We start from the raw sequence: 15,956 nt of genomic DNA on the forward strand, positions 1-15,956 counted from the left end.
TTTTATTCACTTGAAATGCCCTTTTTTTTGGTTGTTATGTCTTTTGACAAAATCATTTTAACCAATAGAATTGGGCATTTCAAGTTCTTTTTCGCTTTTATTTCAAAAAATTACGCTTGTGTAAGGTAAGTTACAATTGTTTTTATTCCCGCTGCAACAGCTAATTCTAAAATGTGATCGTCTTTCGGGTCAGTTAAATTATGATACTATATATGGTATCATATTTCAAATGTTTTTTAGACCCGTGAGATAACCTTTAAACTTGCAATAAAAACAAAAATATGTATAATTAAATTATGAGTTTGTTGCCAATTTTTAAAATTCCTGAAATTACCGATACCTTTTCAAAAAAGCATAGTATTGTTTTAGCCTGCGATGATACTTATAATTTTCTTCGGACTATTCCTGATGAAACCATAAAACTGGTTATTACATCCCCTCCCTATAATGTCGGGAAAGAGTATGAGAATAAAATATCAATAGAAGATTATTTAAATTTGCATGATAAGGTTATTGAACAACTTGTCCGGGTCCTAAAAAGTGACGGTAGTATATGCTGGCAGGTAGGAAATTATGTAGACAATTCAGAGGTTTTCCCTTTAGATATATTGTACTATAACCACTTCAAAAAACATGGATTGAAATTACGAAACAGGATTATCTGGCATTTTAATCATGGATTACATGCAAGTAAACGGTTTTCCGGCCGTTATGAAACAATACTTTGGTTTACAAAATCAGACAAATATACATTCAATCTCGATTCAGTCCGTGTCCCATCAAAATATCCGGGGAAAAGGCATTTTAAAGGCCCTAAGCGCGGCTTACCTTCCGGCAACCCGCTTGGCAAAAATCCATCAGATATTTGGGAATTAGTTATTAAGGACTGGGATGAGGGAATCTGGAATATCCCAAATGTAAAGGCAAATCATCCGGAAAAAACATGTCATCCCTGCCAATTTCCCATAGAATTAGTGGAACGATGTGTATTAGCCCTTACCAGCGAAAATGATTGGGTTCTTGACCCCTATTGCGGGGCGGGTTCAGCATCAATAGCGGCGTTAAAGCAAAATAGAAAATCCATTGGTATTGATAAGGAATCAAATTATATTAATATAGCCAGACAAAGAATCGAAGATTTCTATTCCGGAAAACTTAAAATAAGGCCAATAGGTAAACCTGTATACGAACCAACAGGAAAAGAAAAAATATCCAAAATCCCTATGGAGTGGCAGGAAGATAAAATAGAGAGTCTATTGTGAAAATTGCAGGTATATATTCTTTTAATGGTGGTGAAAAATTCATAAAAGATAAATATCCTCGTCTTTTAAACGAAGCAAGATCAGTTATAAATGATGTCGATTCTAAAAAATACAAAACAAAAAAGAGCCTTGAAAAAACCATGAAAGGAACAATACTCTACAGCCCTAAACGGCTTAATTTAGCATTTAAAAAACATTTCACAAAACTCGGATGGACTAATAAACGAGAATCCTGCAAATATCCGACAAAATATTACGTTCCAGATTACACCCCGCCGAAACTCAATAAAGGCGCTTTCAGAGAAATGGATTTTATAAAGGAAAAACTCGGTATTGAAGTCCAATTTGGGAAGTATGCTTTTATGGTCTATAACGTTTGCGCAAAAATGACAATCTTCAATAAACTTGGATATATTGACGCAGGTATTGAAATAGTGCCGATTAAAAACTTTGCCGACCAGATGTCCACAGGCGTTTCTTATTTCGAACAGTTTGTTTGGGATTTAGAACAACGCGGCATCTCAAATATTGATATTCCTGTCCTAATTTTGGGTATTGATAAATAAAAAGAAAAATAAATCATGCGCCTAGAAAAATTATTAAACGCCCTGCCTGAAAAAAAAGTCACTGGCAGTATAAATATTGATATCGACAAAATCTCGTCGCATTCCAAACAAATTACAAACAGGACATTGTTTGTCGCGATCCCTGGTTTTGTCCATGACGGATTGAATTTTGTCCCGGAAGCCCTGGAAAAAGGCGCGAAGGCGGTCATAGCTGAAAAGGAGTTCACCTGCCCTGCCAATATTACTAAAATTATTGTACCGTCCGCGAGAAAAGCCACCGCTTATCTCGCCGCGTGTTTTTATGATTACCCGGCTGAAAAATTGAAACTTATAGGTATTACTGGCACAAAGGGGAAAACCACCACCAGCCACCTTGCCTATTCTATTTTTAAAGAAAGCGGGTTTAAAACCGGTTTATCCACGACCATAGAAATAAAAACCATAAAAAATAAGATAGAAACAAAAAGGACCACCAACGAGGCGATGGACATACAAAATTTTCTAAATCAACTCGTTGAAGAAAAGGCTGATTACGCGGTTATGGAAGTGTCATCTCACGGGCTTGCGCTGGACAGGGTTACAGGCTGCCGTTTTGACGCGGCCGTTTTCACCAACTTGTCCCATGATCATCTTGATTTCCATCACAATTTTTCAGAATACCTTAACGCAAAACTCAAACTTTTTGAAATGTTAAAAGACTCCGGAATAGGCATTGTAAATATCGACGACCCCGCCGGCCAAAACTTTTTAGATATCTGCGGGCGGAATAAACTAACTTACGGTTTAAATAAAAAATCTGGTATCACCGCTGAAAAAATTATCTACAGTGAAAAAGGCATATCCTGCGAAATAAACACCCCTGCCGGCAGTTTCGGCCTTGTGTCTTCTTTGCACGGCATCTTTAATTTATACAACATTTTATGCGCGTGCAGTATAGGAATATCTCAAAATATAGCTATTAATAATATCAAAAAGGGACTGGAAAAAGTAAATTATATCCCCGGAAGGTTCGAATATATCGATTGCGGGCAGCCCTTTAAAATTGTAATTGATTACGCCCATTCGCCGGACAGCCTTGAACAGGTTTTAAAAACCGCGGGAAGCCTGGCCAAAGGCAGGGTTTTGCTCGTATTCGGCGCTACCGGAAACCGGGACAAAACCAAAAGGCCTGTTATGGGAAAAATCGCGGCTGAGCTGGTTGATTTTTTTATCATTACAAACGACGACACGTATAATGAAGACCCTATGGAAATTATCGGGCAGATCGAAAACGGTATCAAGAAAACAGGAAAAAGAAAAGATATAGAATATAAAGTAATTCCTGAACGAAAAGATGCTATTTATGCATTAATAAAATACGCAAAACAAGATGATTTTCTTGTTATTGCCGGCAAGGGGCATGAGACAAAACAAATTTTAAAAGATAAAACCATTGACTCAAATGACCGCGAAATAGTAGAAAAAATATTAAAAAATAACGTCATGTACAACTTTTTTTAATAGATTTTGCCTGATTATTTTTGCGGAATTAAAACATTTTTGGTAATAAATCTTGGCGAAATTTTGGAATTTCGATTTCCACGACTCATGATTTGCTAGCTGATAGGATTGTGGAAATCGTCCAAAATGAGCCTTAGATTTATTCGAAAATGTTGACTAAAGCAAAAATAATCAGGCAAAATCTTGCGAGGAAAAACCATGTTAACTCTTTTTACGGTGCCAAAACCATTTACCGGAAAATTCAATATAATCCAGCGAAACTCCATCCAAAGCTGGATACGCATAAAGTCCAATCCTGAAATTGTTCTTTTCGACAAGCATGAAGGGACTGAAAAAATCTCAAAAGAATTAAGTATAAGAAACATTTCTGATATACCCCACAATGAATTCGGGACGCCTCTTGTCAACTCCATATTTGAAAAAGCGCATGCCGCGGCCAATTACGATGTGGTTTGTTATTTAAATACCGATATTATCCTGACTGACAGCTTTATTTACGGAATCCAAAAAGCCCGGGAATTTTCCGGTGATAATAAGTTTTTAATTACCGGGCGGCGATGGAGTATTTACCTTGACAGGCCGTGGAATTTTAATAAAGGCGATTGGCAGGAAGGCCTTGTTAAATACCGGGGATATAACGGTTTTTTGGGCGGAAATTCCCATATCGATTATTTTATTTTCCCAAAAGACATCGATTGGGAAATGCCCCCTTTTCTCCTTGAAAGGGGAGCATGGGAAGGGTGGTTTATTTATAACGCGATTAAAATGGATATACCCGTGATAGACGCGACTGATTTCATGACTGCTTACCACCAGGAGCATTTCAACTTTGACCCGGAAATCGCGAATAAACCGCAAATAAAGGCTGAAATCAGAAAAAACAAAAAACTGGGCGGCAGTTTTCCAAACCAGTATAACATTTTGGATTCCACACATATCCTCACATCAAACGGGCTTAAAAAATCGTTATTCACACGGAAATTTTCCGCAAATATATTAAGAATAAAAACACTTTTCATATAGCCGCGATATCCGTTATAAAATCCTTATTTCCTATCTCTCTAAGAGCTTCCATAGCTTGGCGGATATTCAATAAACTCTTAACTTGACAAAATATACCAGAATTGTATAATTAGCTAAAATAAAATAAATGGAGGTATAAGAAAATATGCCCGCGAATACAGATATCATTAAAAAAATAGCTGACGATACAGGACTAAGTACCACACAACTTACTATATCCGGACTACTTGCTTTTCTTCGCGAAAAAAAACGAAGTATTATGTTAGATATATTGAATATAGCCAGCAGATATGACGCCGTTTCTTCAAAAGACCTTGAAAAAAAAATAGAAAATGGTAATATACCTGAACATCCTGCATGGGAAGATTTAATTCAACTTGAAAATTTGGAGTCGGCCCTTGCCCTTATTAACAAAGATATCAAAGCTATACAATAATCTTCTTAAAATAGCAACTGCCGAATTCACAAACATAGAAATTTTCTATTCAGAAAGCAATGAACCTTATAAAATTGCGTCTCTATTTGTATGATAATAGTTTTATTGATATTTATCTTTCAATCAAAAGCAATAAATATTCTTATCACTGGGATAGACGATTAACCGTCAATAAAATATTTCGCCACGATAACGCGCCGCATCAAAAATGGAAACATATTGAAACTTTCCCAAAACATTTTCATAACGGTTCAGAACAGACTGTCTTGCCAAGCCATATTTCAGACAATCCGGAATTAGCACTAAAAGAATTTTTAAATTTTGTGATAAAAAATATTGTAAAGAACTAATGAAACTTTCAGATTTCGGCTACCACCTTCCCAAAGAATTAATAGCGCAATATCCGTCCACCAGACGCGACCAGTCAAGAATGATGGTGGTTTACCGGAATACCGCTGAAATATTACACCGGCATTTCAGGGATTTGCCTGATTTCCTCGCTAAAAGGTATTTAATCGTCTATAATGATTCCAGGGTCGTGCCCTGCCGTGCCTTCGGATTAAAAAAGGAAACAGGGGGCAAATTCGAGGTGTTTTTTCTAAAAGAAACAGGCGATAATACATGGGAATGCATGCTTAAACCAAAAAAACGGGCGCGTATCGGGACAAAAATCATCTTTGGGGAAAATTTCATGGAAGGTGAAGTTTTAGGGTTTACCGGCGAAGGAATGGCAACTATTAAATTTCCTGAAAAAACCAAGATAGAAGATTTTCTTGAAAAGTCCGGGCATATGCCCCTCCCACCTTACATAAAAAGAGATTATTCTTCCAAAAATGACGAAATTTTTGAACGTAAAAGATACCAAAGTATTTTTGCGGATAAAAACGGTTCTATTGCCGCGCCTACGGCCGGCCTGCATTTTTCAAAATCCATCCTGGCCAGGTTCAATGAAAAAAATATTTCTCTTGTTCCTGTTACCCTGCATGTAGGTTTGGGGACCTTCCTTCCTCTCAGAGATGAAGAAATCGAAAAAAACAAATTGCATTATGAATTTTATTCAATCAGTGAAAAAACAACGGATAAAATAAATAATGCAAAAAAACAAGGCCGTAAAATTATCGCTGTGGGGACAACAACAACGCGTGTTTTGGAAACTGCGGACATGGAAAACGGTATTATCAAACCCAGCAAAGGCTCAACCAATTTGTTTTTATACCCCGGGAAAAAATTTAAAATAGTCGACGCCCTTCTTACTAATTTTCACCTGCCTAAATCAAGCCTGTTTCTTCTTGTTTCCGCTTTCGCTGAAGATGCTATGAACAAGCCCGCATTTACCGGAACAGAATTAATAAAAAAAGCTTATAATGAGGCTGTAAAGAACAAATACAGGTTTTTCAGTTATGGCGACTGCATGCTGATTCTTGACAAATAACGGAATTTCTTTTAAAATAAAGTGTTTATATAATTTAAATATACAAAAACTATGACACTCATTCCAAAATTCATCACAGCTTTTTTAGTCAGCCTTTGCACCTATATTGGAACAAGGTTTTTATTTCTTGCCTTATCCAACTATATAGCCGTGTTCAGAAAACTTTCAAAAAGCAGTATTCTGATATCCCTTGCCGTTTCTGTAAAATTATTCATTTTTATCACAAAAACACCGGCCACCTATCTGTCGGACATATCTGACGGATTGATTTTCTTCACCTATGTCTTTCTCTTTATCCAGATAATAGACCTTCTGGTGTCGGACCTACTTTCATCAAAACACAGGGGAGTAACGATCCCTCCTCTTTTACACAACATTATCCTATGGCTGATTTATATAATTGTTCTTCTTTTTATATTGCGGACATATCTCAATTTAAATATTACTCCCCTGCTTGCCACATCAGCCGTTTTTTCAATGGTTATAGGCCTTGCTTTACAGGACCTGTTAATCAACCTTTTCTCCGGGATAGTTTTAAGCCTGGAAAAACCGTTTGATATTCATGACTGGGTGTCAATTAACAATAACATCGGCAAGGTATTCGAAATCACATGGAGAACGACCAAAATAAGACTGCGCAGCAATGATCTTGTTATTATTCCAAACGCCATAGTCACAAAACAGGAAATAATAAATTTTTCAACCCCGACAAAAGCCCATGAAAGAAAAATAGACATCGGTTTAAGCTATTCCACTCCGCCCAATACGGCAAAACACGTCATTTTAGAGGCCGTAAAGAAAACCAACGGGATATTGGAAAATCCTGTCCCAAAAGTGACGGTATCGGGATATAAAGATTTTACCATGAATTACACAATCCGGTTCTGGATTGACGATTATGACGACCTTATCAGGATAGAAGATGAATTAAACACCTACATTTGGTATCTGCTAAAACGCAGTAATATTGAAATCCCATTTCCTGTAAGAACAAACTATCTTTATACTATGACCCCTGAAGTAATAAAAGAAAAAGAGAAACATAACCAGCATGAAATTTTAACATGGCTCAAACAGGTGGAAATCCTAAAACCATTGTCTGAATCCGAACTTGTGGAATTATCTAAAGATTTGAATTATCAAAGATTCGGGGCGGGGGAAATTATTTTCCATGAAAACGAACAGGGTGATTCCTTTTACATTATTAAAAGCGGCCTGGCCGAGGTCAGCAAACAAATTAAATTCGGCAAGCCGTCTGTCATTTCCAGGCTTGGGCCAGGCGACTATTTTGGCGAAATGTCTTTATTAACGGGAGAAAAAAGAAACGCTACGGTGAAGGCCATTGAAGATTCGGAACTTATTGCCATTACGCATTTGCCGTTTAAAAGGATTTTAGTAAACAATCCCCATATTGTTGAATCATTAAGCAGGATTTTAGAAGAACGGCAAAATAAGCTGGAAAAAGAATTATCAAATGTTAAAATTAATAATGAAAAACAGGTGATTTCCAGTTATAATAAATTTTTAAAAAATATAAAAGCGTTATTTGGAATCAATTAAATGAAATCAAAGGCTAATATAGTTAACAGGCTTCTCGCCGGCGCGGTTGATTTTGGGATTGCCGTAATTATTTATTTTATATTTACAAAATCATTAAAAATCAATGTTATTTTTTCAAGCATATATATCCTTTTCAGGGACAGCTTAAGCGGAGGGAAAAGTTTAGGCAAAATAATATTTAATCTTAATATTCAGAAAACACATGATGAAACACCATCGACTTACAAAGAATCAATATTGCGCAATTTCTTTTTTATAATCCCGAATATAAATTATTTAATCGGTGCTTTTGAATTGTTTTTAATTTACTGGGACATTGAGGGGACCCGTATCGGAGATAAAATCGCTGGAACCATGGTGGTGGATGACGACGTAACACTTAATCAGGAAATCCAAAATACATTTACCGCCGCATCAAATCAGCCTCAAGGTAACAAACTATGAACGAAGAAAATTTAGAACCTATTACTGCGGCCTGCGGGGAGCCTGCAAAACCTGAAGCAAATAAAGGGGAAAAACAATCATACCCTATTGGCAGGGGAATGAAATTCCTTTTTTACATGCTGTCCCTATTTTTTTTCCCGGGAATAGTTTTTGGGGCGGTTTTTTACAGCAAGGACGACCCTGACTACCGGCATGTCGGTAAAAATTGCATTTATATCGCATTATTACCTTTTATATTTTACCTTTTTATTGTTATAATAGCGCTTTTATCAGGACAGGTGGGAAATGTTTTTGGAGACAGCATAAAAGATGTACCCTATTAACTCCCCCTTCCCTTTAATTAAAGAGGGGGTTGGGGAGTTTTTGAATTTTTCTATCTTTAAAAATATAATGTATTTACGCACAGACGCGATTGTTATCGGAAAAAGAAATTTTCGGGAAAACGACAGGATAATTACTTTCTATACACGGATTTACGGGAAACTCGATGTTCTGGGCAAAGGCATCCGGAAAATTGAAAACCGTTTTGGAAGTTCTTTGGAATTGTTTACATATAATGAAATCATTTTATGGGAAAAAAAGAAGGGAGATCTTTTATTACTTATCCAGTGTAATACAAAAGAATCATTTTTAAAAATCCGCACTGATTTAAAAAAGATCGCATCGGCTTTTTACATAACCGGCCTGGCGAGGGAACTTACAAAAGAAAAGGACAAGAACACGGACATTTTCAATCTCCTGTTTACGTTCCTGTATCTTTTGGAAAAAACAAATAAATATGGAATAATAATGTCCAGTTTCCAATTAAGACTGCTTTATATCTTAGGTCTTTGGCCTGATTTAAACAGATGTGTTTACTGTAAAAATACCGCAACAAAAAATATCCAACACTTCAGTCTTTCTCATGGAGGAATTATTTGCAAAAATTGCTTAAAATCTTCACCGTCAAATATCAGCTTAAATTATGAAACAGTCATGGTGATGAAAAAACTAATTTATGCCCCGTTAAGTAAAATTGAAAACATTATTGTGTCTCTTGTTGTTTTAAAGAAAATAGAATATTGGTTTTCGCTTTATATTCTTTACCATATGGATAAAAAAATAGAATCTAAAAAAATATTGGAAAAACTTTTAAAATGAACCCAGCCCTTCCTTACAACAGGAAGGGTAAAATAAAATTGGGCAATAATTAAAAAATAGGTTTTTAAAAAATAAGTTAAGAAAGGAAGAGCGGGGTGAAAAACAAATTGACTTTCCAGCAGTTGATTTTTAAATTACAGAATTTTTGGAGTAAGCAGGGATGTTTAATCCCGTCATCTTACGATATTGAGGTCGGCGCGGGCACTTTTCACCCCTCAACTTTTTTCAGGGTGATAGGCCCAAAACCCTGGCGGACAGCGTTCGTACAGCCTTCCAGGAGGCCCACCGACGGCCGTTACGGCCAGAACCCAAACCGCCTGCAGCATTATTACCAGTTTCAGGTAATTATAAAACCGTCCCCTTCCGATATACAGGATATTTATTTAAAAAGCCTCGAAGAATTAGGCATCAGTCCAAAAGAACACGATATACGTTTTGTTGAGGACGACTGGGAATCCCCGACGCTCGGAGCGTGGGGGCTGGGATGGGAGGTATGGCTGGACGGTATGGAAATAACGCAGTTTACGTATTTTCAGCAGGTCGGGGGTTTTGAACTAAATCCCGTTTCAGCTGAAATCACATACGGGACGGAACGTTTATGCATGTTTATCCAAAAAGTGAATTCTGTATATGACATAGAATGGCGGGAAGGCGTAAAATACGGTGATATACATTCGCGGACCGAATCCGAATTTTCCGCTTACAATTTTGAACACGCGGACACCGGGATCCATTTTAATCTTTTCGAAAATTACAAAAAGGAAGTATTAAATCTTCTGGAAAAGGACCTGGTTTTGCCGGCGTATGACTTTGTTTTAAAATGCTCTCATATTTTTAATGTCCTTGACGCACGCCAGGCCATTTCAGTAAGCGAAAGAACAAGGTATATAGCGGAAATAAGAAATTTAGCTAAAAGATGCGCGGAAAAATATATGGAGAAATACATAAACAATAAGCAGTTAACAATAAATAAGGAGTTTTAGTGGCAAACATTCTACTGCTTGAGATCGGCACGGAAGAGATCCCTGCAAAGTTTTTGGATCTTGGGCTGAAAAACTTAAAAGAATCCGCCGGGAATATTTTAAACAACGCCCGGATTTCCTTTACCGGTATTTCTGTGATGGGGACCCCCCGGCGTTTAATTCTGACCGTGGAGGGGCTGCCTGAGAAGCAAGAAGATATAATATCTGAATTACGCGGCCCCGCGAAAAATATAGCTTTTGATCCATCAGGGAAAATAACAGAAGCGGGTCTTAGATTCGCGGATAAATGCGGGGTAAAACCCAAAAAGTTAACGACCAAAAATTACAAAGGGAATGACTATGTTTTTGCCGTAAAAAAAACCAGGGGGGCAAAAATAAATAAAATACTGCCTGAGATACTCTCCAGGATTATTAAATCCCTGGTGTTTCCCAAACAAATGCGGTGGGAAGAAACAAATTTTAAATTTATACGCCCTATCCGCTGGATCACCGCCCTGCTTAACGATAAAGTTATAAAATTTTCACTTGCTTCAGTAAACTCGTCCCGTGTTTCCTCCGGCCACCGGTTAAAAGGCAATAAGCCTGTTATTATAACGGATGCTTCAGCTTATAAATCGACAATAGAAAAAGAAATGGTCATAATAAGCCCGGAAGAGAGAAAAAACTCCATAACCGAACAACTCGGACGGCTTTCAAAAAGTTTAAACGCTTTTGTCGTCCATGACGAAGAACTTCTGGCCCATGTTACAAATTTAGTTGAATATCCCAACGCGATTATTGGAAGCTTCGATGAATCTTATCTGCAATTGCCCTCCCAGGTCCTTGTTACTGTCATGAAGGAACAGCAAAAATATTTCGCTCTTGAAGACGATAATAAAAGACTTTTACCTGAATTTATTGTTATAACCAATAGTTTTACTGAATCGCAGGACATAATCCGCCAAGGCAATGAGTGGGTATTTAAAGCAAGGTTAAATGACGCCAGATTTTTCTGGAACGAGGACAGGAAAAGCCCGTTTAAAAACAGGCTGAACGGTTTAAAAGGAATTGTTTTTCAAAATAAATTGGGCACGATAGCAGACAAGGTTGAACGGATAAAAACACTTGCGATTGATATAGCCGGAATGCTCGGTCTTGATATATCAAAAGAAAAAATAATAAATTCATCTGATTTATGCAAATTAGATTTATTGACAGATATGGTAAAGGAATTCCCCACTCTGCAGGGTATTATGGGAAGGGAATATTTTTTAGCGCAAAACGGGGACCCTGAAATCGCAGGGGCTATTTATGAACATTACCTGCCCAGGTCCGCGGGCGACAACCTGCCTGAAAGTGATTTGGGCGCAATATTATCAATTGCAGATAAAATGGACAATATAACAGCGTTCTTTTTGCTGGACAAAATCCCAAGCGGCTCCGAGGACCCTTTCGCCTTGAGAAGGCAGGCAAACGGCATCCTCCAGATAATATGGCATAAAAACTATAATATCTCCCTGCTTGAATTAATAAAAAACAGCGTTTTGAATTTAAAGGATAAAATATTTAAAGAAAATATTGAAAATGATCTGATTAAATTTTTCCAGCAAAGATTCAGGAATTTACTGCTCGATGAGGGAATAAAATATGATTGTCTTGACGCGGTCCTGGCCGGTGTTTTTAACAACCCTCTTTTAGACAAAAAAAGAGCAAAAGCATTGATGGATATTTATAATGAAAAAGATTTTCCGGAAATCACGGTCTCATTCAGCCGTGTAACAAATATTTTAAGAAACACAACACCTTCCCCGGAAATAAGACAGGACCTTTTAGCTGAAGATGCTGAAATTGAGCTTTTTCAGAAATTTATATCCTGTAAAGAAAAGTTTACCGGGCAGATCAAAAAAAATAATTACCATTCAGCCTATAATGAATTGAAACCGCTCAGGAAACCCATTGACGAGTTTTTTGACAAAGTTCTTGTAATGGATAAAAATAAAGAAATTCAACAAAACAGGCTGAATTTATTGTATAATATAGCTTCTGTGTTTTACCAGATAGCTGATTTTTCAAAAATTGCAGTTTAAAAAAATTTTTAAAAATAGAGGGGGCTTCTTTATGGCAAAAAAATGGGTGTATTTTTTTGGAAATGGCAAAGCTGACGGCAACGGGAAGATGAAAGACATCCTTGGCGGCAAGGGCGCGGGGCTTGCCGAAATGACAAACAGCGGTGTTCCCGTCCCTCCCGGTTTTACCATTAGCACCGAAGCGTGCAATTTCTTTTATGAAAATAAAAAGAAACTGTCAAAAGAAATTATCAGCCAGGCCGACAAAAACCTTGACAGGCTTGAAAAAGTAATGAACAAAAAATTAGGAGACAAAAACGACCCCCTGCTTGTTTCAGTCAGGTCAGGTTCGAAATTTTCGATGCCCGGGATGATGGACACTGTGTTAAACCTTGGACTGAACGATGAATCAGTAAAAGGTCTGGCGTTAAAAACCGGCAATGAAAGATTTGCGTATGACGCGTACCGCAGGTTCATACAAATGTTCGGGAATGTTGTCATGGGCGTTGACAAGGAACATTTTGAACACCACATGACAGAAATGAAAAATAAAAAAGGAATAAAACAGGACACTGAATTAAACACGGAAGACCTTAAACAACTGGTGGAAACTTATAAAAAAGTATACAAGGAACAAACCGGCGGGAATTTCCCCTCGGAACCCAAAAAACAACTTGCCATGACCCGCGACGCGGTTTTCAATTCATGGAACAATCCCCGCGCCATAACTTATCGTAAATTGCATCAGATATCGCACAATCTTGGTACCGCCGTCAATGTCCAGGCCATGGTTTTCGGTAATATGGGGCAAACATCCGCCACGGGAGTCGGTTTCACAAGAGACCCTTCGACGGGCAATAAAATTTTTTACGGCGAATATCTTACTAACGCGCAGGGAGAAGATGTCGTTGCTGGGATCCGCACACCCAACTCCATCGCCAATCTTGAAAAAGAAATGCCGGACGTTTTTAAACAGTTAAAATCAATCACGACCCGGCTTGAAAAACATTACAGGGACATACAGGACTTTGAATTCACGGTTGAAAATAACAGGCTTTTCATGCTCCAGACAAGAAACGGTAAAAGGACCGCTTTCGCCGCTGTCAAGGCCGCGGTTGATATGGTCAAGGAAAAACTAATAACAAAAGAAGAAGCTGTTTCCCGCGTGGAACCGAAACAAATAGACCAGCTGCTCCACCCTATACTTGACCCGAAAGCGCAGATAAAAGTAATAGCGAGAGGACTGGCCGCGTCTCCGGGGGCCGCAAGCGGCCAGGTCGTGTTTACCGCCGAGGACGCCGTTGAATGGAGCAAACGGACAAAAACACTTCTTGTCCGCATGGAAACGTCCCCGGACGACATACACGGCATGGCCGTTTCCGAGGGGATATTGACAAGCCGCGGGGGAGCCACAAGCCATGCGGTTGTCGTTTCACGTCAAATGGGAAAGCCGTGCGTGGCAGGCTGTGAAAGCATAAAAGTCGATGAAAAAAATAAAATATTTACCGTAAATTCCACAGTAGTAAAAGAAGGCGACTGGGTAACGATTGACGGAGGTACCGGCCGCGTAATCCCCGGCAAGGTCCCGACTATGGAGTCAGAAATTATCCAGGTATTAACAGGGAAACTTGACGCGGACAAATCCGAATTATATCAGAATTTTAAACTTTTAATGAGCTGGGCGGATAAAATTAGGCGGCTCAAAGTCAGGGCAAACGCCGATATACCCATCGACGCCAAAATAGCGCGCCAGCTTGGAGCGGAAGGAATCGGACTTTGCAGGACCGAACATATGTTTTTCGCAAAAGAACGCCTCCCGATAGTCCAGGAAATGATTCTCGCAAAAACGGAAGGTGACAGGATAAAGGCACTGGACAAACTCCTTCCTATGCAGAAATCCGATTTTAAAGGCCTTTTCAGGGAAATGAGCGGATACCCTGTTACAATAAGACTTCTGGATCCGCCTCTTCACGAATTCCTGCCAAAACGTGAAGAATTAATGGTTGAGATTACCAAACTTGAACTTACAAATGGCGACCCCGCTGTAATTGCCGAAAAGAAAAAGCTTCTTGCCCGCGTACAGGAACTTCATGAATTCAACCCGATGCTTGGGCTTCGCGGATGCAGGCTTGGAATAACCTATCCTGAAATCACCCGTATGCAGATCAAAGCTATTTTTGAAGCTGTTTGTGAATTATATAAGGAAGGATATAAAATTATCCCTGAAATAATGATACCTCTTGTAGGAATGGTTGAAGAAATCAAGTCCCAGAAAAAAATTGTCGTAGAAATCGCAAATGACATAATGAAAATTTGCGGCCGGAAATTTACATATATGGTCGGGACAATGATTGAACTGCCGAGAGCCGCCATAACAGCCGATGAAATCGCCAAGGAAGCGGAATTTTTCTCCTTCGGAACAAACGACCTTACGCAAACAACCTACGGGTTCAGCAGGGATGATTCAGGCAGTTTCACAAATTATTACCTTGAACATGGTATTATGGATATAAGCCCGTTTGAAGTCCTTGACCAGAAAGGCGTGGGACAACTAATACAAATTGCCGTGGAAAAAGGAAGGCGCACCAAAAAAGACCTGAAAGTCGGAATCTGCGGCGAGCACGGCGGCGAGCCCTCATCGGTCGAATTCTGCCACAGGACGAATTTAAATTACGTGAGCTGTTCCCCTTTCCGCATACCTATCGCGCGGCTTGCTGCGGCACATGGAAAATTAAAGGAAGTGGAAGCAAAGAAAACAGGTAGAAAGAAAAAGTAAACGAGAAATCTTGGATAAGAAAAAACCGGCGCGTTCAAAAAACACGCCGCCGTATGAGAAAATTAACATCGTGTATACCCAAGATCATCGAAGTGCTGTAAAAAAAGCTGATAAATCTTTTTAGCTCTTGTGACTTTTGAGAGATCATTCTCACATTCAATCTCATTAATAAAGTGCTTTAATTCTTCAATGCACCATACATAAATACTCAATCTGATTTTCATATCTGTAAGAAATATTATAAATTTTTCATATTCTTCACCTTGCATAGTAAGGGCTAAACATCTCAGGCATTCAGCTACAAGCATATGTTGGGGATCTAACATTTGAGGTAATTTTCCATAAGTTATCAATGATTCATCGTATTTTCTAAGACAAATTTCAGCTTCCATTTTGCCAAGAATAGCTAAATGATCAAAAGAGTTAAGTTCAATAGCTCTCTGATAATCTGGTATTGAGCTTGCGAAATCCTTTCTTTGCGAAAAACATCCTGCCCTGAGCATATAATAATTATCATTACTTGGGTTTAATTTGATCGCCTTATTAAAATCAGTGATGGCTAAATCCAAAACCTCCTTTTCATTTCCCGAATAAGCAAGGATTCTGTAACATCTTCCTCTCTTATTGTAAACATCAGCTAAATTAGGATCAAGGTTTATGGCTCTAGCCCAAGTTCCGCAGTGTGATATTGGGAATGATATTTTTTAGCTAAAGGAAATCTAAAAAAGCTTGATAAATCAATAGCGGATTAAAAAAAAGTGAATGTAGTGCAGACCACCCTCTTGAATA

General features: G+C 38.3%; 15 protein-coding genes. 14 read left to right on the forward strand and 1 reads right to left on the reverse strand.

What is annotated here, in order from left to right; all coding sequences use genetic code 11:
- The first annotated feature begins 296 nt into the window (after nucleotides 1-296).
- The 14 genes from AB1498_04075 to ppdK all read left to right on the forward strand — a co-directional run bounded on the left by AB1498_04075 (nucleotide 297) and on the right by ppdK (nucleotide 15,167).
- Nucleotides 297-1,262 carry a site-specific DNA-methyltransferase gene (locus AB1498_04075; GenBank protein ID MEW6087458.1) on the forward strand — a complete coding sequence of 322 codons (966 nt, stop codon included), beginning with the start codon at nucleotides 297-299 and terminating at the stop codon, nucleotides 1,260-1,262.
- Complete coding sequence (locus AB1498_04080) at nucleotides 1,259-1,828, forward strand: BglII/BstYI family type II restriction endonuclease (protein MEW6087459.1); 570 nt, start codon at nucleotides 1,259-1,261, stop codon at nucleotides 1,826-1,828. The genes AB1498_04075 and AB1498_04080 overlap by 4 nt, the downstream gene beginning before the upstream one ends.
- 15 nt (nucleotides 1,829-1,843) lie before the next feature.
- A complete protein-coding gene (locus tag AB1498_04085) occupies nucleotides 1,844-3,328 on the forward strand; it encodes a UDP-N-acetylmuramoyl-L-alanyl-D-glutamate--2,6-diaminopimelate ligase (GenBank protein ID MEW6087460.1) in 1,485 nt (494 codons plus the stop codon).
- Between the two features lie 198 nt (nucleotides 3,329-3,526).
- A complete protein-coding gene (locus tag AB1498_04090; protein MEW6087461.1) occupies nucleotides 3,527-4,351 on the forward strand; it encodes a hypothetical protein in 825 nt (274 codons plus the stop codon).
- 145 nt (nucleotides 4,352-4,496) lie between these two features.
- Nucleotides 4,497-4,787 carry a hypothetical protein gene (locus AB1498_04095; GenBank protein ID MEW6087462.1) on the forward strand — a complete coding sequence of 97 codons (291 nt, stop codon included), beginning with the start codon at nucleotides 4,497-4,499 and terminating at the stop codon, nucleotides 4,785-4,787.
- A 59-nt stretch (nucleotides 4,788-4,846) separates the two neighbouring features.
- The gene (locus tag AB1498_04100; protein ID MEW6087463.1) at nucleotides 4,847-5,137 is read left to right on the forward strand and encodes a DUF6516 family protein; all 291 of its coding nucleotides are present in this window, start codon (nucleotides 4,847-4,849) and stop codon (nucleotides 5,135-5,137) included.
- Nucleotides 5,137-6,219 carry a tRNA preQ1(34) S-adenosylmethionine ribosyltransferase-isomerase QueA gene (gene queA, locus AB1498_04105; protein ID MEW6087464.1) on the forward strand — a complete coding sequence of 361 codons (1,083 nt, stop codon included), beginning with the start codon at nucleotides 5,137-5,139 and terminating at the stop codon, nucleotides 6,217-6,219. Before AB1498_04100 ends, queA begins: the two co-directional genes overlap by 1 nt.
- 51 nt (nucleotides 6,220-6,270) lie before the next feature.
- Nucleotides 6,271-7,779 carry a mechanosensitive ion channel family protein gene (locus AB1498_04110; GenBank protein MEW6087465.1) on the forward strand — a complete coding sequence of 503 codons (1,509 nt, stop codon included), beginning with the start codon at nucleotides 6,271-6,273 and terminating at the stop codon, nucleotides 7,777-7,779.
- Nucleotides 7,780-8,223, forward strand: coding sequence for an RDD family protein (locus AB1498_04115; GenBank protein MEW6087466.1), 444 nt, complete (start codon nucleotides 7,780-7,782; stop codon nucleotides 8,221-8,223).
- Complete coding sequence (locus AB1498_04120) at nucleotides 8,220-8,546, forward strand: hypothetical protein (GenBank protein MEW6087467.1); 327 nt, start codon at nucleotides 8,220-8,222, stop codon at nucleotides 8,544-8,546. Before AB1498_04115 ends, AB1498_04120 begins: the two co-directional genes overlap by 4 nt.
- A gap of 40 nt (nucleotides 8,547-8,586) precedes the next feature.
- A complete protein-coding gene (recO, locus tag AB1498_04125; protein ID MEW6087468.1) occupies nucleotides 8,587-9,363 on the forward strand; it encodes a DNA repair protein RecO in 777 nt (258 codons plus the stop codon).
- Between the two features lie 107 nt (nucleotides 9,364-9,470).
- Entirely contained in the window at nucleotides 9,471-10,346 is an 876-nt protein-coding gene (locus AB1498_04130) for a glycine--tRNA ligase subunit alpha (protein MEW6087469.1), read from the forward strand.
- Nucleotides 10,346-12,412 (forward strand): glycine--tRNA ligase subunit beta, encoded by a 2,067-nt coding sequence (gene glyS, locus AB1498_04135; protein ID MEW6087470.1) that lies wholly within the window; start codon nucleotides 10,346-10,348, stop codon nucleotides 12,410-12,412. The genes AB1498_04130 and glyS overlap by 1 nt, the downstream gene beginning before the upstream one ends.
- A gap of 31 nt (nucleotides 12,413-12,443) precedes the next feature.
- Complete coding sequence (gene ppdK / locus AB1498_04140; protein ID MEW6087471.1) at nucleotides 12,444-15,167, forward strand: pyruvate, phosphate dikinase; 2,724 nt, start codon at nucleotides 12,444-12,446, stop codon at nucleotides 15,165-15,167.
- Nucleotides 15,168-15,229: 62 nt separating this feature from the next.
- Here ppdK and AB1498_04145 read toward each other — a convergent pair whose 3' ends face one another.
- Entirely contained in the window at nucleotides 15,230-15,736 is a 507-nt protein-coding gene (locus tag AB1498_04145; protein ID MEW6087472.1) for a hypothetical protein, read from the reverse strand.
- Between the last annotated feature and the right edge of the window lie 220 nt (nucleotides 15,737-15,956).

Source organism: bacterium (assembly GCA_040754625.1).
GTDB lineage: Bacteria > JACRDZ01 > JAQUKH01 > JAQUKH01 > JAQUKH01 > JAQUKH01.